This is a genomic window from Microbacterium sp. CIAB417, assembly GCF_022788845.1.
Window position 1 is genome coordinate 1,299,999 of record NZ_JAHZUT010000001.1, and the last position, 19,143, is coordinate 1,319,141.

General features: G+C 65.6%; 16 protein-coding genes. 12 read left to right on the forward strand and 4 right to left on the reverse strand.

Annotated features, from left to right (window positions below):
- Positions 1-2: 2 nt before the first annotated feature.
- On the reverse strand, positions 3-962 hold the full coding sequence (sigJ, locus tag KYX17_RS06435) for an RNA polymerase sigma factor SigJ (protein ID WP_243226087.1): 960 nt from the start codon (positions 960-962) through the stop codon (positions 3-5).
- Between the two features lie 123 nt (positions 963-1,085).
- Entirely contained in the window at positions 1,086-2,708 is a 1,623-nt protein-coding gene (locus tag KYX17_RS06440) for a cytochrome bc complex cytochrome b subunit (protein WP_243226088.1), read from the reverse strand.
- Between the two features lie 185 nt (positions 2,709-2,893).
- On the opposite strand from KYX17_RS06440, the gene KYX17_RS06445 reads away from it, so the two are divergent.
- Both KYX17_RS06445 and KYX17_RS06450 read left to right on the forward strand, forming a co-directional pair.
- Entirely contained in the window at positions 2,894-3,196 is a 303-nt protein-coding gene (locus tag KYX17_RS06445) for an antibiotic biosynthesis monooxygenase (RefSeq protein ID WP_243226089.1), read from the forward strand.
- Positions 3,197-3,250: 54 nt separating this feature from the next.
- Positions 3,251-3,616, forward strand: a complete 366-nt coding sequence (locus KYX17_RS06450; protein ID WP_243226090.1) for a nuclear transport factor 2 family protein — start codon at positions 3,251-3,253, stop codon at positions 3,614-3,616.
- A 54-nt stretch (positions 3,617-3,670) separates the two neighbouring features.
- Here the strand turns inward: KYX17_RS06450 and KYX17_RS06455 are convergent, their stop codons facing one another.
- Positions 3,671-4,108 carry a DUF1801 domain-containing protein gene (locus KYX17_RS06455; RefSeq protein ID WP_243226091.1) on the reverse strand — a complete coding sequence of 146 codons (438 nt, stop codon included), beginning with the start codon at positions 4,106-4,108 and terminating at the stop codon, positions 3,671-3,673.
- A 226-nt stretch (positions 4,109-4,334) separates the two neighbouring features.
- On the opposite strand from KYX17_RS06455, the gene KYX17_RS06460 reads away from it, so the two are divergent.
- Genes KYX17_RS06460 through KYX17_RS06495 form a run of 8 tightly spaced genes read left to right on the forward strand, consistent with a single transcriptional unit; the run spans position 4,335 to position 14,317 of the window.
- A complete protein-coding gene (locus tag KYX17_RS06460) occupies positions 4,335-5,978 on the forward strand; it encodes an ABC transporter substrate-binding protein (protein ID WP_243226092.1) in 1,644 nt (547 codons plus the stop codon).
- The gene (locus KYX17_RS06465; protein ID WP_243226094.1) at positions 5,975-7,054 is read left to right on the forward strand and encodes an ABC transporter permease; all 1,080 of its coding nucleotides are present in this window, start codon (positions 5,975-5,977) and stop codon (positions 7,052-7,054) included. Before KYX17_RS06460 ends, KYX17_RS06465 begins: the two co-directional genes overlap by 4 nt.
- Before the next feature lie 4 nt (positions 7,055-7,058).
- Positions 7,059-7,967: an ABC transporter permease gene (locus KYX17_RS06470; RefSeq protein ID WP_243226095.1), complete on the forward strand. Its 909-nt coding sequence runs from the start codon at positions 7,059-7,061 to the stop codon at positions 7,965-7,967.
- A gap of 1 nt (position 7,968) precedes the next feature.
- The gene (locus KYX17_RS06475) at positions 7,969-9,006 is read left to right on the forward strand and encodes an ABC transporter ATP-binding protein (RefSeq protein ID WP_243226096.1); all 1,038 of its coding nucleotides are present in this window, start codon (positions 7,969-7,971) and stop codon (positions 9,004-9,006) included.
- Positions 9,006-10,079, forward strand: coding sequence for an ABC transporter ATP-binding protein (locus tag KYX17_RS06480; RefSeq protein ID WP_243226097.1), 1,074 nt, complete (start codon positions 9,006-9,008; stop codon positions 10,077-10,079). The genes KYX17_RS06475 and KYX17_RS06480 overlap by 1 nt, the downstream gene beginning before the upstream one ends.
- Positions 10,076-11,161 carry a LacI family DNA-binding transcriptional regulator gene (locus tag KYX17_RS06485; protein ID WP_243226098.1) on the forward strand — a complete coding sequence of 362 codons (1,086 nt, stop codon included), beginning with the start codon at positions 10,076-10,078 and terminating at the stop codon, positions 11,159-11,161. The genes KYX17_RS06480 and KYX17_RS06485 overlap by 4 nt, the downstream gene beginning before the upstream one ends.
- Entirely contained in the window at positions 11,158-12,789 is a 1,632-nt protein-coding gene (locus KYX17_RS06490; protein WP_243226099.1) for an FAD-dependent oxidoreductase, read from the forward strand. Before KYX17_RS06485 ends, KYX17_RS06490 begins: the two co-directional genes overlap by 4 nt.
- A gap of 52 nt (positions 12,790-12,841) precedes the next feature.
- The gene (locus KYX17_RS06495) at positions 12,842-14,317 is read left to right on the forward strand and encodes a glycoside hydrolase family 5 protein (protein ID WP_243226100.1); all 1,476 of its coding nucleotides are present in this window, start codon (positions 12,842-12,844) and stop codon (positions 14,315-14,317) included.
- 143 nt (positions 14,318-14,460) lie between these two features.
- Here the strand turns inward: KYX17_RS06495 and KYX17_RS06500 are convergent, their stop codons facing one another.
- The gene (locus tag KYX17_RS06500; RefSeq protein ID WP_243226101.1) at positions 14,461-15,024 is read right to left on the reverse strand and encodes a hypothetical protein; all 564 of its coding nucleotides are present in this window, start codon (positions 15,022-15,024) and stop codon (positions 14,461-14,463) included.
- 814 nt (positions 15,025-15,838) lie between these two features.
- On the opposite strand from KYX17_RS06500, the gene KYX17_RS06505 reads away from it, so the two are divergent.
- Both KYX17_RS06505 and KYX17_RS06510 read left to right on the forward strand, forming a co-directional pair.
- Complete coding sequence (locus KYX17_RS06505) at positions 15,839-16,600, forward strand: hypothetical protein (protein WP_243226102.1); 762 nt, start codon at positions 15,839-15,841, stop codon at positions 16,598-16,600.
- Positions 16,597-18,888, forward strand: a complete 2,292-nt coding sequence (locus KYX17_RS06510; protein WP_243226105.1) for a hypothetical protein — start codon at positions 16,597-16,599, stop codon at positions 18,886-18,888. The genes KYX17_RS06505 and KYX17_RS06510 overlap by 4 nt, the downstream gene beginning before the upstream one ends.
- The last annotated feature ends 255 nt before the right edge of the window (positions 18,889-19,143 follow it).

Genomic DNA, 19,143 nt, shown 5'->3' on the forward strand with positions numbered 1-19,143 from the left:
GGTCATCGTCCGGGCACTGACGGAGGTGACGGCGGACGCCAGCGGTCCAGTTTCCGCGGGTTGCGCACGGCCCACACCCGACTGATCCTCCCGTCCTCCGTCGTCACGAAGCTGACGACGGCCAGCGTGAGGTCCCGACTGTCGGCCGCGACCAGTCCGAGCTCGCCGTTGACGACCTCCTCGCGGATGACGACGTCGGGCTGTCGCTCGAGAACGCCCAGGAAGAAGGTCGCGATCGCCTCAGGGCGGTGCAGCGGTTCGAGCGACGCGGAGACCAGACCACCGCCGTCGGTGATGGCGGTGGCGTCGGGATCGAGCACCTCGATGAGTCCGGCGAGATCTCCGGTCTGCCACGCGACCTTGAAGGACTGCACGGCCGCCACGTGCTCGGCGCGTGGGACGGGAGTCCGCTGCTGCTCGCGCACGCGCCGACGTGCCGACGATGCGAGCTGCCGGCACGCGGCGGGCGACCGACCGACGATCTCCGCGATCTCGCCGAACGTGTAGCGGAAGACGTCGTGGAGGATGAACGCGACCCGCTCGGCGGGCGTCATGGACTCCAGGACGATCAGCAGGGCCATGGACACCGAATCGTCCAGGGTGACGCGCTCGGCCGGATCGAGCGTCGTGGATCCGTCTTGGCTGCTCCATCGGTTCGCCGCCGGGACGGGTTCGGGGAGCCATTCGCCGACGTACTGCTCACGACGGGCGCGAGCGCTGCCGAGCATGTCCAGACCGACCCTGCTGGCGGTCTTGATGAGCCAGGCACGCGGATGCGCGATGCTGCGACGCGCCTCGTCGCTGAGTCGATACCACCGGATGTAGGTCTCCTGCACCGCATCCTCGGCATCCGCGAGGGAGCCGAGGAGACGATAACTCAGGCCCAGAAGGACGCTTCGTTCACGGATGGCGTCTCCGATCTCCGGCGGCTCGCCGGGGCGTGGTGCGATTTCCGACATCATCCTCGTTCCTGTCGTCGGAGCATCCGTGGCCGGAGACCCGACCAGATCACGGTACGTCGAAAAGAGGACGAGATGTCCTGGCGAAGTGTGAGGTGGCGGTGCGCGAACCGGACCGGGGTGCGATCATCGGTGCTCCGCCGGCATCGTCGCGATGTCGCGCGGCGCCTCCGGCGGCGGGGAGCCGGAGACGGATGTCGTGACGGGGAGGATGCGGTCCTCGAAGAACCAGCGGGACAGGCGCGCACGCGCGCGTTCGCTCCACCGGATCCTGCCGTGCGCGTCGGGGCGGACCATCGCGGGCATGGGCGATTCGTGGTCGAGCAGCCTCCACCGCTCGTAGGAGCTGACCGGAGCGTGCACCTCGACGTACCGGCCGCCAGGAAGGCGGACGATTCTGCCGGTCTCGTAGCCGTGCAGCAGGATGTCGCGGTCCCGGCGCTGCAAGCCGAGGCAGACCCGCTTCGTCAGCAGGAATGCGACGACGGGGCCCAGGAAGAGGGCCGCACGGAGCACCATGATCAGGCCCTCGTTGCTCAGCGACAGGTGCAGCGCGATCACGTCGCTCCCACCGGCTGTCCAGAGGACACCGTAGAACACGATTCCGGCGACGCCCAGTCCGGTGCGCGTCGGCGCGTTCCGTGGTCGCGCGAGCCAGTGCTGATCCTTCCTCTCCCCCGTGATCCATCTTTCGATGAAGGGGTAGATCATCGCCGTGAGGAAGAACAGCGTCACGAGCCCGATCGGCACCAGGACCGCGATTGTCCACGTGCGGCCGAACAGGACGACCTCCCAGCCCGGCGGCACGAGGCGCTGCGCACCGTCCAGCGCGGCGAGGTACCACAAGGCCCCGCCGCCTGCCGAGGCGACGGCAGGATCGGACGGGCCGTACAGCCAGATGGGATTCACCGTGACGGTGGCCGCGATCACGGTCAGCGCGCCGAACACGACCGCGAACAGACCACCGGACCGGACGGCGGCGACCGTGACCGGTCGACCGACGACAGTGTGCTCGGTCCGCCCCGGCCCGGGGAACTGGGCGGGACGCTGGACGACGTGAAGCAGGCCGATCGCGACGATCATCAGCACGGTGACGGCGGGGAGGACGATCACGTGCAGCGGATAGAAGGTCTCGATCGCACCACTGGGGAAACGCCCCTGGAAGACGAGGAAGGAGAGCCAGGTCCCGAGGACGGGGACGGCCTTGAGCAACCCGTCCATGACCATCAGGCTCGTGCCGGACAGGGCATCGCCGGGAAGGAGGTGGCCGGTCAGCCCGGCGGCCATCGTGACGAGGAGGACGCCGAACCACAGCAGCCATGTCAGTTCGCGCGGACGTCGGAACGCGGCGGTGAAGAACAGGCGCAGGAGGTGCAGCATCACGGCGGCGACCATCGCCGAAGAGCTCCAGTGGTGAAGCTGGCGCATCAGCAGGCCACCGCGGATCTCGAAGGAGATCGCGAGAGTCGACTCCAGCGCGCGCGACATCTCGATGCCTCGCAAAGGCTCGTAGATCCCCTGATACCTGACCGTCTCCGGGGACGGGGTGTAGAAGAGCATCAGGAAGACGCCGGTGAGGATGCACACGACGAGGCTCGCCACGGCGATCTGCCCGAACAGCAGCGACCAGTGATCCGGGACCACCCGTTGCCGCCAGGCGAGGACGCGCGTACCTTGCCCGGTCCGATGCTCCCACCACTGCGCCAGCTGGTCTATGCGCTGCGTTCCTCGATGCTCCGAGCGAATCACCGGTGCCCCTTCCTCGCACGGCCGACCGTCTCGACCGGCTCGGGAGGAGGACGACGCAGACCCGTCGAGCGTCAGGCGGCAGTCGGCACCGGCTGATCGCCTGACAGATCACTGCCCTGTCTCGTCTCCTCCGCAGCAGCGCCGATCGCGTCTGATCGTGCGTCGCTCAAGAGAAGGAGGAAGAAATGTCCCACCCCGTCACATTCATCAACGTCGTCGACGTCGACCCCGCCCGCCACCAGGAGCTGGTGGACCTGCTGGTCGAAGGCACCGAGCAGGTGATGTCCCGACGTCCCGGATTCATCTCGGCGACGCTGCTCGCCAGTCTCGACAAGACGCGGGTCGTCACCCTCGCGCGCTGGGAGAGCAGCGACGATGTGAAGGCCACCCAGGCCGATCCGGAAGCGGCGGCCTACGCCACACGGACCGCTGCGATCGCGCAGCCGCGGCCCGGGCTCTTCGCGGTGGTGGGCGAAGTCACCGCGTGACGACCGCCGGGTCCTTTCGTAGGGTGGAATGACCAGCGACCGAAGGAGAAGACTGTGCTCGATGAGCTGCTCGACCTCGAACACCAGGGCTGGAGATCACTCTGCGACGGCACGGGGGCGGAGTTCTACGGCGACATCATGACGAGTGACGGCGTGATGGTGCTGGCCCACGGCCAGATCCTGGATCGCCGCGCCGTCGTCGACTCGCTGAACGACGTTCCGGCGTGGCGGACGTACGACATCGCCGAGGCACGACTCATCGGGCTGGGCGACGACCACGCGATCCTCGTCTACAACGGTCGCGCGTATCGCGACGGGGAGGAACCGGCGTTCGTCGCGCTCATGTCCAGCATCTACACCCGCCGGGACGGGAACTGGCGACTCGCCCTGTATCAGCAGACGCCTGTTCCCGCCCCGTAGGAGTCACGCCGACCGGCGCTCACCCGCCTCGTCGCGTTCCGCGCGCAGGGGCGGTCAGCCGGCGGCCTTGGCCACCCAGGCGGCGATCAGCTCCTCCTCCTCGATGCCGAGAGGGCCCTTGATGGAGTACGAGCTGGGCCACATGACGCCGTCTTCGAGCTTCGCCCCCGCTTCCGAACCGAGGGTGTTGTAGGCCGTGCCGTACTTCTGGGCGGAGTGGAAGAAGACGACGACCTTGCCGTCGGCGTTGACCCAGGCCGGCTGCCCGTACCAGGTCTTGGCGGTCAGTGCCGGGGCGACCCGGGTGACGATCGCGTGGATGCGCTCCGCGATGACGCGCTGATCATCGGGCATCGCAGCGATGCTCGTCAGCAGGTCCTCGAGGCCGGCAGCCGCCTTCTTGCCACCCTTCTCCGCGCGCAGCTCGGCAGCGCGCTCCTTGATCGCGGCGCGCTCCGCATCGCTGAATCCGCCCGTTCCGTTGTCGGCCATGGCCCTTCCCTTTCTGTCGGAGACCGGTCCTCCCAGGCTACGAATCAGAGGCGAGGACGTCTTCTTCATTCCTGATCGATTCCGCTCTTGACACCGCGGGAAGGCGCTGGCTATCGTCGTGCTCATACGTAGAAGCATCCGAGACTTTCTCTGGGCCTTGCTATTCATACGTATGAGCACGACCCGAAAACGCCGACAGCACCGCATCCAGTCAAGGGAGACAGGAATGTCCAGAACGTCACGCACCCTCGCCGTGGCCGCAGCGCTTGCACTCGTCGTGGGACTGAGCGCGTGCTCGCCCGGGACAGCCAACTCGAGCGCTCGGACCGACACGATCGTCTACGGCAAGTCGGACGGCGGTACGACCTACGTCCGCAATTACAACGTGCTCGGCCCGGCCACGGAGAAGGCTCCGAACGCCGAGCTCATCTACGAGCCGCTCGCGCGGGTCGACTACAGCGACGGCGCCCTCGTGAAACCGTGGCTCGCGGAGTCGCTCGACTTCGACGCCGCCGGCACCACGCTCACGATCACCCTGCGCGACGACGTGACGTTCTCCGACGGCGAGGCGTTCGATGCCGACGACGCCGCGTACTCTCTCTCCCTCCCGCTCGACAACCCCGCACTGAATCTCGCCGGGGTCACGTACACATCAGTCGAGAAGGTCGACGAACACACCGTCGCCGTCGCGTTCGACTCGCCGTCCTTCGCCGCACTGAACCAGTTCGCGTCGAGTTCGCTGCCGATGGTGCCGAAGCACATCTGGGAAGAGCAGGACCTCATGACCTGGACGAATCCCGATCCCATCGGGACCGGGCCGTTCACGCTCGACGCCTTCGCGGCGCAGCAGGTCACGCTCAAGGCGCGCGACGGGTACTGGGGAGGCAAGATGCCCATGACGTACTTCAAGATCCTCGCGACGAACGGCGAGACCGTGAAGGCGCAGCTGCTCCGCGGCGACGTCGACTGGGCACCCACCGGCTGGCCCGGCGCCGAGGACGAATTCGTCGCGAAGAACCCGGAGACCAACCTCTACCAGCTCTATGCCACCGGCGGCGCGTACTCGATGATGTACAACACCGCACAGGCGCCCTTCGACGACGCGGACCTCCGGACGGCGCTCGCGCTGTCGATCCCACGCTCCGACATCACCGCGACGCTCAACCGCCCCGGCACCGAAGCGGGTCCGACAGGTCTCGTCGATCAGATCTACAAGGACTGGATCGCCCCCGAGTACCTCGGCGTCGTGCAGGAGGTCGACGAGGATGCCGCCCAGGCCGCGCTTGCCGCGAGCGGCTACGACGTGGTCGACGGCGCCCTCGTGAAGGACGGGAAGACCTACACGCCGCGTCTCTCCTTCAATCAGGACTTCGGCTGGAACGCCTATGCGGACATCATGATCAACAGCTGGAAGAAGGTCCTCGGCATCACAGTGACCCCCGCCGGCGCTCCGGGCGCCACGCTCTACGAGCAGCAGAAGGCAGGCGATTTCGATCTCACGATCGCGACGACGGGCGGTGCAGGCGTGTACGGCGTCTACAGCTTCCTCGACAGCCGCTACGTCGAGCCGATCGGGACGCCCGCCGCGACGAACATCGGCCGTTGGAACGACCCCGAGACCGACGAAGTCCTCGCGGGCATGACTCAGGCAGCCGATGAGGAGACGATGAAGTCGCTCGCACTCGAGATGCAGAGGATCGTCGTGAACGAGGTCCCCTTCACCCCGCTTTACAACTCCTACTGGTTCGTCGACGTGAACGCCTCGAACTGGACGGGCTGGCCGACCCCGGAAGACTTCACCGCCGTCCCCTTCCCCAGTCTCGGCCCCGACACGATCCTCACGCTGCTCTCGCTCGAGCCCGCATCATGACGACGACCGCCAGCGAGGCCGGAGTGGGGGCAGCCGACGTCGCGCCCACCCCGGCATCCGGGAAGCCCAAAGCACGCAAGCGGGGCAGGTTCCTCGCCCGCCGCCTCGGCTTCTACCTCGTCGCAGCCTGGTCCGCGATCACCCTCAACTTCGTGATCCCGCGCCTCATGCCCGGGGATCCGTCGGCCGCCATCATCGATCAGCTCGAGCGGGTGAGCGGGCAGTCGCTGCCACCGGAGACACTCGTCTCGATTCAGAGTCTCTTCGGCAACCCGGACGACAATCTGTTCGAGCAATACGTGGCCTACCTCGGCCAGCTGGCCCGTTTCGATCTCGGCGTGTCCATCGTCAACTTCCCGGTGCCCGTCGCCGAGCTCGTGGCGGCGGGTCTGCCATGGACGCTCCTGCTCGTCGGCACCACCACGGTCGTCGCGTTCGTGCTCGGAACCGCCCTCGGGGTCGCAGCGGGATGGCGTGCCGGCACACGCTTCGACGCGATCGTCACCCCGCTGACGACGTTCCTCTCGTCTGTCCCCTATTTCTGGGTGGCCCTGCTCGCCCTCTGGGCGTTCGGCTTCGTCCTCGGGTGGTTCCCGCTCGCCGGCGGCTACGACCCGAACATCCCGATCTCGTTCGACCCGGCCTTCCTCGCGAGCGTGCTGCAGTACGGCGCCCTGCCTGCAGCGACGATCGTGTTCTCCGCCTTCGGCGGCTGGATGCTCGGGATGCGCAACATGACCGTCACGACCGTGGGAGAGGACTACGTCCTCCTCGCCCAGGCGAAGGGCCTCTCGCCGGCCCGAGTGCGCTGGCGTTACGCCGCCCGCAACGCGATGCTGCCCCAGTTCACCGGCTTCGCGATGGCGCTGGGCGGAGTGGTCGGCGGCGCGCTCCTCACTGAGATCGTCTTCAGTTATCCCGGCATCGGGTACCTGCTGTTCTCCGCGTTGCAGAAACGCGACTATCCCGTGATGCAAGGTGTGTTCCTGCTCGTCACTTTCACTGTGCTCGTCGCGAACCTCATCGCCGATTCCGTGTACGTCTGGCTCGATCCCCGTGTCCGAGAGGAGCGCTGAGGTCATGAAGTACAACATCTTCGGAAACGGCAAGGTGGCCTTCGGTGTGGCCCTGCTCTCCTTCTTCGTGCTCCTCGCGGTCCTCGGTCCGTGGTTCACCAGTTCCGTGCTGGGTCTGGATGCCCGCGCCAACGACATCTCCGCCATCGCGGCTCCGCCCAGCGCCGATCATCCGTTCGGCACGACGCAGTTCGGCCAGGACGTGCTCGCGCAGGTGATCGAAGGTGCGCGCGGCTCGATGTTCGTCGGCTTCCTCGGGGCGATCATCGGTACCGCGATCGCGGTGCTCGTCGGTGTTCCCGCCGGTTACTTCGGCGGCACCACCGGTAACGTCCTGAACTTCCTGACGAACCTCTTCCTCGTGATGCCCGTGCTGCCACTCATCTTCGTGCTCGCCGGCTACCTGCAGGGAACCGGTCTTGTCATGATCGCGTTCATCATCGGCGTTTTCGGCTGGGCCGGCGGAGCGCGCACGTTGCGCGCTCAGGCCATGAGCGTGAGCAATCGTGACTTCGTGCAGGCCATGCGCATGCTCGGCGAGTCCGACCGCCGCCTCATCTTCACCGAGGTGATGCCGCACCTGTACGGCTGGATCGCTTCGATGTTCCTCGGCGGGCTGATCGGAGCCGTGATGGCCGAAGCAGGCCTCGCATTCCTCGGCGTCTCCGACTCATCCGCGATCAGCTGGGGGACGATGATCCAGGCCGCACAGCAGCAGAGCGCCGTGCTTCGCGGGCTGTGGTGGTGGTTCGTGCCGCCGGGCCTGTGCATCGCACTGGTCGGAACCGCAGCGGCACTCATCAACTTCGGTGTGGACGAGCTCGCGAACCCGAAGCTCCGCTCTGCATCCCGCCGCGTCGTGAAGCGCACGGCCGCCGTGCGTCGCGCCGCCCTCGTACCGGAAGGAGTCTGACGTGACGATCGCTCAGACGATGCGCGACGACGAGCCCGCCCTCACGACGGCATCCGAGATCGTGCTCGAAGTCGACGGCCTGTCCGTGGAGTACGCGAGCGCCGGGGCGCCCGTACTCGCATGCACCGACGTGACCTTCCAGCTGCGACGCGGGGAGATTCTCGGCGTCGTCGGCGAGTCCGGCTCGGGGAAGTCCACACTCATCACCGCGCTGACCCGCCTGCAACGACCGCCGGCAGTGACGACGAGCGGTCGGATCGTGTTCCATCCCCAATCAGGGCGTCCCGGCATCGACCTCCTGAAGCTCCCGCCGCACGCACTGCGAGCGCTGCGCTGGACCAGCCTCTCGATCGTCCTGCAGAGTGCGATGGACGCGCTCAACCCCGTCATGCGTGTGGGCGAGCAGTTCGTCGATGTTCTCCGCGTCCACGACCGCTCGATGAGCCGCGCAGCCGCGTGGACGGAGGCCAGACGGTTGCTCGGCCTCGTCGGAATCTCCGCCGACCGCGCCCGGAGCTACCCGCATGAGCTCTCCGGCGGCATGCGCCAGCGCGCCACGATCGCGCTCGCGCTGGCGTGCCGCCCCGAGCTCGTGGTCATGGACGAGCCGACGACCGCCGTCGACGTCGTCATGCAACGGCAGATTCTCGCCCAGGTGCTGCGGCTGCGACGAGAGTTCGGTTTCGCCGTGGTCTTCGTGACGCATGATCTGTCGCTGCTCCTCGAACTGGCAGATCGGATCGCGGTGATGTACGCCGGACGGATCGTCGAACTCGCCTCGGCCGAGGACCTCTATCGGACGCCGATGCACCCGTACACGAAGGGCCTGCGCGACTCGTTCCCTCCCCTGCACGCGCGGCTCGAGCGCCTTGAAGGCATCCCGGGGACGCCGCCCGACCTCCGTGCCTTGCCTTCGGGGTGTCCCTTCGCACCGCGCTGCCCCGCGGTGATGGATGGATGCCACGAAGCGCTCCCCCGACTGACCGCGCATGGCGACCGCTCGGTCGCCTGCCATCTCCATGACGAGGAGTTCATCTGATGACCGAACCCGTCCTCGAAGCCGTCGACGTGGCGAAGCACTTCGCCGTCTCCAACTCCGTCGGCGACTCCTCCGTCGTGCGGGCGGTGGAGGGTGCCAGCATCCGGCTCGAGCCGGGGCGCATCACCGCCGTCGTCGGCGAGAGCGGCAGCGGCAAGACGACCCTGGCCCGCCTGCTCGCCCGCTTCTACGAACCGACCTCCGGACAGATCCGACTCGACGGCGTGCCCGTCGTCGGGGACGGCATCCGCGCCAAGACGGTGCCGAAGTCGTATCGGAAGGCGGTTCAACTGATCTTCCAGGACCCGTTCGGGTCGCTGAACCCGCTCCATCGCGTACGCCACAACCTGGAGCGCGCCGTGCGCGTGCACCACCGGGGTCTGGGCCGGACGGAGATCGATCGACGACTGGCGAGCCTGCTCGAACGTGTGAGCCTCACGCCGGCGAGCGAGTATCTGGACAAGTTCCCGCACGAGCTCTCCGGCGGTCAGCGCCAACGCGTCGTCATCGCACGCGCCCTGGCGGTCGAGCCGCGCGTCCTCCTCGGGGACGAGCCGATCTCGATGCTCGACGTGTCCATCCGCCTCGAGATGCTGAATCTGCTCGACAAGCTGCGGCGCGAGGACGGACTCGCACTCCTGTACATCACGCACGACATCGCCAGCGCGCGCTACCTCTGCGACGACATCGTCGTGATGTATGCGGGCCAGATGGTCGAAGCAGGACCGAAGGACGCGGTCATCTCAGACCCGCAGCATCCTTACACGAAGCTGCTCGTCGAATCCTCGCCCGATCCGCACCGCAGCTCCGCCGTGGACCGCGACGAGATCTTCGGGGCCGCGGACGAACTCGGCGAGCCGCCGAGCCTCATCGATCCGCCGTCGGGCTGCCGCTTTCATCCGCGCTGCCCCTTCGCGATGGAGAAGTGCCGCACCACTCCCCCGCCACGCACGGGACTCGCCGACGGCCGGTGGGCGGACTGCTGGCTGCACGAAGAGGGACGGGCCGATGAACTCGCCCAGGCCACGATGACGGAACGCATCACAGGAAGACTGACGGAGGAACCCCGATGACCAGCACGAACGGACGCCAACGCGCGGCCAGGCAATCGGATGTCGCGGCGCTCGCCGGGGTTTCCCAATCGGCCGTGTCCCGCGTGATCAGCGGTGACGCCGACTCCCGGATCCCCGAGGAGACGCGCCGTCGGGTCCTCGACGCGATCGCGACGCTCGGGTACGTGCCGAATCCGATCGCACGGAACCTGCGTGGGAAGCGCACACAACTGCTCGGTGTGCACACGTTCGAGGCGCTCTTCCCCAACGCTCGCGAGAGCTTCTACTTCGAGTTCCTCCTCGGCATCGAAGAGCGTGCGGAGGAGACCCGGCACGACCTCGTGCTGTTCAGCTCGACCGGTGACGGAGGCGGGGCGCGGAAGATCTTCCGCGACGAGACCAATCGACTCACGATCGCCGACGGCAGCGTGCTGTTGGGCATGTCCCCTGATCGCGACGAGCTCGCCCGGCTCTGGCACGAGGGCTATCCCTTCGTCCACATCGGTCGGCGCGAAGTGCTCGGCGCCCCGTTCCCGTGCATCATTCCGGATTACCGACGAGCGTCCGCCGAGATCGTCCGCCGGTTGCACGACCATGGACACCGATCCTTCGCCTTCATCCGCGAGTCGATCGAGGGCGAACCGTACGAGGACCGTCGCGACGGTTACCGTTCTGCAGTCGCCGAGCTCGGCATCCACGATTCCTCTCCCGGATTCGTCTCCGACGAGAGCGGACTGTCGGATGCCGTCATCGAGAGCTTCGTCGACGGCACCGTCACGGCCGCCGTCGTGGAGAGCGAGCGGATCGCGGAGACTCTCCGCGGGAAGCTCACCGCCCTCGGCCTGTCGATTCCAGCCGATGTGTCCGTCGCGGTCCTCGAGGACACCTCCGGCGCCGGCGTGCGATGGGACGACCTGCGCATCCCGCGTAAGGAGATCGGACGGATCGCGGTCGAACGGCTGATCGAGATGGTCGACGATCCGGATGCTCCGCGGGAGAGCGTGCTCGTGGCGTGCACCGTGATGCCGGGCGAGACGATCGCCGCCCCTCGCGGCTCGGTGCTGCGAACCGCACCGTCTACGTCTGATGGGATGCAACGATGACCCCGGCCGTACCCGACCTCCTCGTCGTCGGCGGCGGCGTCGGAGGTGTCGCTGCCGCACTCACCGCTGTCCGGCTGGGTCGCCGTGTCATCCTGACGGAGGAGACCGACTGGCTCGGCGGGCAGCTGACGAGCCAAGCCGTCCCTCCGGACGAGAACGCGTGGATCGAAGAGCCGTCCACGAGCCCGGGTTACGCCGAGTTCCGCCGACGCATCCGCGATTACTATCGCCGGAACTATCCCCTCACGTCCACCGCCGCGGCAGCGCCGATCCTCAATCCGGGGCTCGGCGTCGTCAGCCGGTTGTGCCATGAGCCGCGCGTGGCTCTGGCTGTGATCGAGGAGATGCTCGCACCCTGGATCGCATCGGGCCGACTCGAGGTGCTGTTGCGGCATCGTCCCGTCGCCGTCGAGGTGGATGGCGACCGGGCACGGTCGGTGACCGTCCGCCGCGCCGACGGAACCGAGCGGGAGCTGTCTGCTCCGATCATCGTCGACGCGACGGAACTCGGTGATCTCCTGGCGCTCGGAGACGTCGAGCACGTGATCGGTGCGGAGGGGCGCGACGACACCGGCGAGCTGCACGCGCCCGAGGCTGCCGATCCTCTCGATCAGCAGGCGATCTCCTGGTGCTTCGCACTCGAGCACCGCCCGGGCGAGGACCACGTCGGCGATCGCCCGGCACGGTACGAGCACTGGCGCACGCATGTGTCCCCCTTCTGGCCGGGCCCGCAGCTCTCGTGGACCGACGTGAATCCGATCAGCCTGCGCGTGAACACGCGCCCGCTCTTCCAGCTGCGGCCGACCCCGGACGTGCCGTTCGACCTCTGGCGCTTCCGTCGGATCCTCGCGGCCGAGAACTTCCGTGAGGGGACGATCGACACGGATGTCACCGTCGTGAACTGGCCGCAGATCGACTACTGGGAAGCGCCGATCCTCGGGGTCGATGAGGACGCCGCCGCACGTGCGCTGACGGCCAGCCGGGAGCTGTCCGCGTCGTTCCTCTACTGGATGCAGACAGAGGCTCCCCGCGAAGACGGGGGCACCGGATACCGGGGCCTGCGTCTGCGTGGCGATGTGACCGGCACCGACGACGGCTATGCCAAGGCGCCGTACATCCGCGAAGCGCGTCGAGCGATCACGGAGTTCCGTGTCCTCGAGCAGCACGTGGGCGTGGAAGCGCGGGGTCCCGGGATCGGCAGCGAGATCTTCGCCGACAGCGTCGGGATCGGCCACTACCGCATCGACCTGCACCCGAGCACATCGGGGCGCACCTATGTGGACATCGAGGCCTACCCCTTCCAGATCCCACTGGGCGCGCTCCTGCCTGTGAGGGTGGACAACCTGCTGCCGACTGCGAAGAACATCGGCACGACGCACATCACGAACGGCTGCTACCGGCTGCATCCCGTGGAGTGGGCGATCGGCGAGGCCGTGGGTGCGCTCGCGTCGTTCGCCCTCGAACGCGGACTTCCGCCGCGCGCCGTACGTGCGGACGCCGACCTGCTGGACGACTATCGACGACTGCTCACCGATCGTCTCGGTGTCACGCTGCGGTGGCGCGAGGAGGTGCGCACGCATCACTGGAGACCCGATCCGGTGGATGCCGAGGACGTTCCGGTCCGCTGAGACCGGGACTCGTCCGCCGCAACGAGGCGGCGGACGGACGAGAGGGAGAACAATGCTCAGACCACATCGGTCTCGCCGGACGGCCTTCGCGCTGACTGGCCTCATCGCGGCGGCGCTCGCACTCGCGGCGATCCCCGCGGCGGCGGCCGCCGCACCGGAGGCCGCGCTCGGGAGCGCGCCGGCACTTCAGGTGGATGGCAACTGGATCCGCGATGCGAACGGCGACGGCGTGACGCTCCAGGGCGTCTCCGTCCTCGCGCCCGAGCAGAACGACGTATGCGAGTACTGCAATTCCCGGCCCACCTCCGAGCTCATCGACTTGGCGGCTGATGCCGAGGCCGGCTGGAACTCCGATGTGGTGCGCCTTCCGGTCACCGAGATCAGCTCGACGACAGACCTCGCCGCGTACGACGCGCAGTACATCGCGCCGTACGTCGATCAGGCCGTGGATCTCGGCATCTACATCATCATCGACCTGCACCTCGTGCGAGACTACGGGGACGCGGCCGGCGCAGTCCCTCAGTCGATGGTGAAGCGGTTCTGGGATTACATCGCTCCGATCTACGGCAGCACGTCGAACGTGATCTTCGAGGTGTTCAACGAGCCCATCAATCCCGCCGACTGGAACACCTGGAAGAACTACATCCAGCCGGTGGTGGACTCGATCCGCACGACCGCCCCGGACACGCTGCTGCTGATGGGCTCGCCGCAATGGAGCACCATGCTCAACGGGGCGATCGCGAACCCCGTCGAGGACGACAACCTCGCTTACGTGTACCACATCTACCCCAACCAGGGCTCCCCGACCGAAGCGCTGCTCGACGCGAAGTTCGGCAACGCCGCCGACCAGATCCCTGTGGTCATCACCGAGTTCGGGTGGAACCCCGAAGGCGAGTTCTCCGATGCCGTCACGCGCGGCACGACGTCCAACTGGGGCGTACCGTTCCGCGAGTACGTGGACGCGCACCCGTGGATCGGGTGGCAGGCGTGGATCCTCGACAACTTCTGGAAACCGCAGATGTTCGATTACGACTGGAACCTCATGGGCGGTGAGCACCAGGGCCAGTTCATCAAGTCCTGGCTCGCCGGTGATCCGAATGTGTCACCGTGTCAGACCCATGACGCGGTCGGCGCGAGCGTTCAGGTGTCCTCGGTGTACCAGACCTTCACCGGCGACAACCTCACCGACGGAGACTGCACGAATGCCGGGCGCTGGATCTCAGCGGTCGGCGACACGACACCGACGGCGACCGTCACGCTGGCGACGGCCCAGGACGTCTCGTCCGTAGGGGTCTACAGCGGCTACAGTGGCGGGACCGGCGTCGTGCTCGTGGACTTCACGGTCGAGGTCCACACGTCGGCCGGATGGCAGCAGGTAGCGGCGATCACAGGCAACACGCAAGCTGCTCGTGACGTGCCGGTCGGTGTGAGCGGCGTGGACCAGATCCGCCTCCTCGTCACGAACCCGTCCGCTTCCACCACAGAGGCGAAGATCGCGCGCGTCTACGAACTGGCGGTGCGCGGTTGATCCTGTTCGGGTGAGCCCCGGGACTGGTCAGGCCCGGAGACCTGCGAGTCTCCGGGCCGTGCCGTTCTTCACCGGGTCCGCTGGTTCCGGTCAGGTCTACTGATCGGGGCGTACAGGAATGGGCGTGCCGGGCGTTGGCATGACTAGACGAGCGCTCCTGCGGCGTCCAGCACCTTCATCGTCGCCAGTACGGCGTTGTCGCGATACTGCTTCGAGCCCGCCACCTCGCGCACGGTCTTCACGACTTCAGCCGCACCGATCACCGCGATCGGTCCGACTCCGACGACCTGTCGTGCACACCACTCGCGCACGGCGGCCTCGCTCCCGCCCCCGGCGAACTTGCCGACGTACAGCCGCAGCTCGACCTGCTCGATCTCGAAGCCGAACCGCTCTGCGGCGGCGGTCACGACAGTGGAACGTATCTGTTCATCGTTGAGGAGCGCGTATGCGGCGTTCCAGGTGCGATTCTCGCTCTCTCCACTTACGTGTGCGGCCACGACGCCACGCGAGCCGAAGAAGGACTTCACCGTCGCGAGCACGAGCTTGTCGGCTCGAGCCGCGACGAGGTCCACCTCGAATCCGTGTGTCTGCCACTCCTCATATGCGACCTTTCGTGTGCGGCGCTTGACGGGGAACTTGAGCGCACTCGAGACGACCAGCCCCTCAGCTTCCAGGGCGAGGGCGACGAACTGCTCGAAGGCTTCCATGACTCCGAGCGTAGCCAGCAGCACTGCCGTTGCTGCGCGGTCAGGAACCGCTGCGCCGACTACGCCTCGGACGGGCAGGACCTGGATGAAACGGCCGACCCCATCTACTCTCCGGCCGAGAACCCGAAAGCCTGGCCTCACTGAGAGCCTTTCGGAAGGTCAAGGGACCAGTGCTCGGCCAGTCCCTTTGACCTTCTGTTCTGTCGAGCTGACAGTACTTGAACCTGCGACCCCTTGGAGGATCCGGTCGACTTCCGGTCTCCGCCGATCGTCTCGGGAACTCGCGGATTCCCTTGTGTTTACAGGGAACCGGGTGGTTCGCCTGGTCCGAGCATATTCGGTTGGTGGCGAGTTTAGCGGGTGATTTAGGTGGGTTCCTGATGGGTCGAGCTTCGGACTCGCGCCAAGAACAACCGACGACCTCGAGCGGGCTCCGGGTGGAGTGGCTAATCGGTGGCCAGCGCCCACGATGTCAAGCTGCGTAGTGTAGTTCGGATTCAGGAAGTTGACGGACGGCTCGGCGGTTTGGAAGCCTCGACCGGGCGAAGCGTCGGTGGTCGTGCGCGTAGGGAGCCGCGCAAAGCATCGAGCGGTGCATACGCGCGCTAGACGCCACGCACGACTCGTCCTGTCCACGCAATGACAGCCCGGGGCTCACAAGGCGATTCCACGCACGCTCAGCCACCGGCTTGCGGTCGGCCGCCGCGCACGCAATCGATCGGTATGCGGCGAGTGCAACGTCGATCGGGAATCCGGACGCGTCAATCACGGCTGTGTTGATAATGGCTGGCTACTCTGAGGTGTGATGTCTCCGATGACCCCCGACGCGGACGAGACTTGTCTGGTTCTTATCGACTATGACAACGCCTTCCCACCCAACCGAGGTATGTCTGAGGACGAAATTGCGGTGGAGGTGGCGCGCTGGCTTCAGGAGCTTGCATCACGTCATGTTCGTCTGACGCATTTCGAAGTTCGTCTCTATGGTGGATGGTACGACGAGCGGGACCTCAGTCGTCATGGGAGTGACGTCGCCCGAGTCATGGCGAAACTGCCCGACTTCCCTATGGTCCTCCGAGGCGGCCGGATTGTCCGGGGCGCCATTACTTTGGCCGCGCACCCGATTTCTTCGACGTCCGGAGGGCCCCTGTATGGCACGTACCGGCGACGCGGTGGACCGCCAAGGATTCGATCACGCCAGCCGTACCCCGACGCATGCGTGCAGACGGACACGTCTTGTCCGGCGGCGATCCTTCGATCCTTTACGAAGAGCGCTCGACGTGAATGCCCCGTCAACACATGCTCGACGATCGCCAGCGAGGCGTTCGAAGTCCACGAGCAGAAGATGGTGGATACGCTTCTCTCCACAGACATCCTCGTAGCTGGACGCGCTCAGTCTGGCTACTCGATGATTGTGGTGGTTTCAGGGGACAGCGACTTCCTTCCACCGTTGATGGCCGCGAGTATAGACAGTGACGTCGCGTTGGTCCAGTTGCTTCCACGCGCAGAAGAAGCATCTGCGTACGCAATCGCGGTGCTATCCGAAGTTGGTGTAGAGATCCTCGAGATGAGCTCATGAACGAATTCGAAGAAATCATCGATGACCTGTTGGCATTCGCTGACGACGAGTCGGGCGCCGCCGTGGACGCCGATGGGACGTTCATTTTGCAGCGTAATGGCGAGGAGCTCAGCGGCTCGCTCAGTCAAGGTCCCGATGGCCAGATCTGGGTCGACATTGATGGCGCGAAGCTCCCCTATCGACGCTTCCTCACGCACAACCTTGCCCGCCTCGATGTTCTGGCCCAAAGGCTCATCGAGAGACGGCCGTCAGTCCCCGGGTTCGTCAATGCGGATGCTACGTTGCAGCGAGCAGCTGAGGATGTGATTCGCAACGACGGACTGAGCCTCCTCGATGATCGCTGTGGAATCGTGTCACCGTTCGCGTCCCGCGTCCTCTTTGTTACCGCTGACGCTGGGCACGGGAAAACTGCATTGTTGCGCGAGCATCAGTTCAAACAGGCGCAGAAGTTCCTGAAGGGGGATTCGCACTACTTGTTCTGGCACCTAGATCTGCAGGGAAGACAGCTCCTGCGACTGTCGGAAGCGTTGATGGGTGACCTGGCCGAGTTGCGCCTATCGGGACTGTGGATGCCGGCTGTCGTTCGCCTAATGCGGCGTGGTGTGCTCATCGTCGGGATCGACGGCTTCGACGAACTCGCCGCTGAGCAAGGGGGCGTGGACGCGCTCGGTGCTCTCGCATCGTTGGTCTCACAGCTCGAGGGTCATGGTGTAGTCGTCGCAGCCTCTCGGCGTACCTTTTTCAACACCGACGATTACTTGCGGCGCGGAGGTATGGTGCGCCGTGGCGTGCCGGACCCTTGCCAGTTCGATCAAATGGAGTTGGATGCTTGGACCGAGCGCGACGTACTTGAGTACTTCGAACGTGCCGAGTTCGATGGTCAGCACATCCAAAACCCGCAGGACATGTACTCAAGAGTGTTGGCGGCCCTCGGAGGAGATGCGTCCCATCCATTGATAACTCGTCCCTTCCTCGTAAGCCAGATTGCTCGGGCGTCTGTGCTCTACGACGCTTCGCCTGAAGAGTTCCTTCGGGCACCGGACGATCCGCTTAGCGGCGTCGCTTCTGTGGTCTCAACTTTCGTCACACGTGAAGTAGCGGAGAAGTGGAAGGTTCGCGAGACTGGCGAACCTTACCTGACCGAGGCGCAACACTTTGCGTTTCTCGCCGACGTGGCGGAGGAGATGCATCGAAGCCAGAAAGACCGCCTCCCGATCGACATCATTGAAACGATCGCCACCCTCTTGCTTGATCAATGGGGCATCGAAGGAGGCCTCCGGCAACAGATCATCGAGATGGTTCGGATGCATGTCTTGCTGGTCGCGCCTCCCGGAAGCAATCAATCCCAAAGGATGTTTGATCATCCAGAGTTTCGTGACTACTTCATCGCGTATGCGTTGAAGGAGAGAATCGCTGGAGTCATGGCTGGTGGCGGCACCAACGATCTGGTTCGGTTCCTCAGCATTTCGCAGTTGAGCGACTCGACCGCGCGCTACGTGTGCTCGATGCTCGACCGAGATGTGCTCGGTGTCACCACTCTGTTGTCCTCGATGGAGGAAGCACTCAACAAGGAGTGGAAGCCCACATACATCCAACAGAATCTAGGAACGCTAATTCCATTCATGATCGACGGCGTTGGGTTTGCTTCAGCGGCGTCGTTCACTGGCAAAGCGATCTACTCGAGCCTTGCCTTCGAGAACACCCGCATCCGGAACTTCACCTTTAGGGACGGTACCTTCGTAAATGCTTCGCTGCGAAGCGTCGAGTGGCGCAACGTCAGTCTCGAGGCCATGGCTTTGGGTGAACTGCAGCTCGATCGGACCTCGATATTCGTGGATGTTAGGCTCATTCGCTGTTCAGTCGAAGGGGTCCGAGTACAGAGCGACGATGAGGATGAGTTACGAGAATACGCGCCACTCCGTATTCGTCGAGCGCTGGAGCGAAGTGGTCTCATCGTTGTGGATGAGGAGTTGCCGATCGAGACCCTCGATCAGGCAACCGACTCGACAAACGTTCGACTGCTTCGAAAGCTGCTCCGCGTCTTTCATCGAACAACAATCGTATCCGACGAAGTCCTTCGGACCAGATTTGGCTCCGACTCCGTCGCGCTCGAGGACCACTTGCTCCCCCTACTTATGAAGTACGGAGTGGTGGGTAGTCGCAAATGGCGAGGTTCCGGCAATCACAGTGCTTGGACCCTGACAGTGAGTCTCGACGACTTCCTCGCAGGGGAGGGAACCGATGACTCACACGGCAGAGTTTGGCGAGCACTCCAACGAGGTGAGTAGCGCGCATGCCAGTGCGCCAGTGCCGCGCGGGCGAACCAGGCGGGTCCTCTAACGCGTCCCGGCCGCACGCGTATACGCGGTCAAGAGAGGACGCCGACAATTCTCCGGTGATAGCTCGACCGTGCTCCCGCGACAGGAGGTTGGCTAGAATGCCGCACGGGCGTCGTACGGTGCAGGCTCGCGAACTGGGCTCGCGGAGGGCGCTCTCCAGCGCTACCTATTGGGCCAGGGGTGCCGTTCTCGCAAGATTCGATT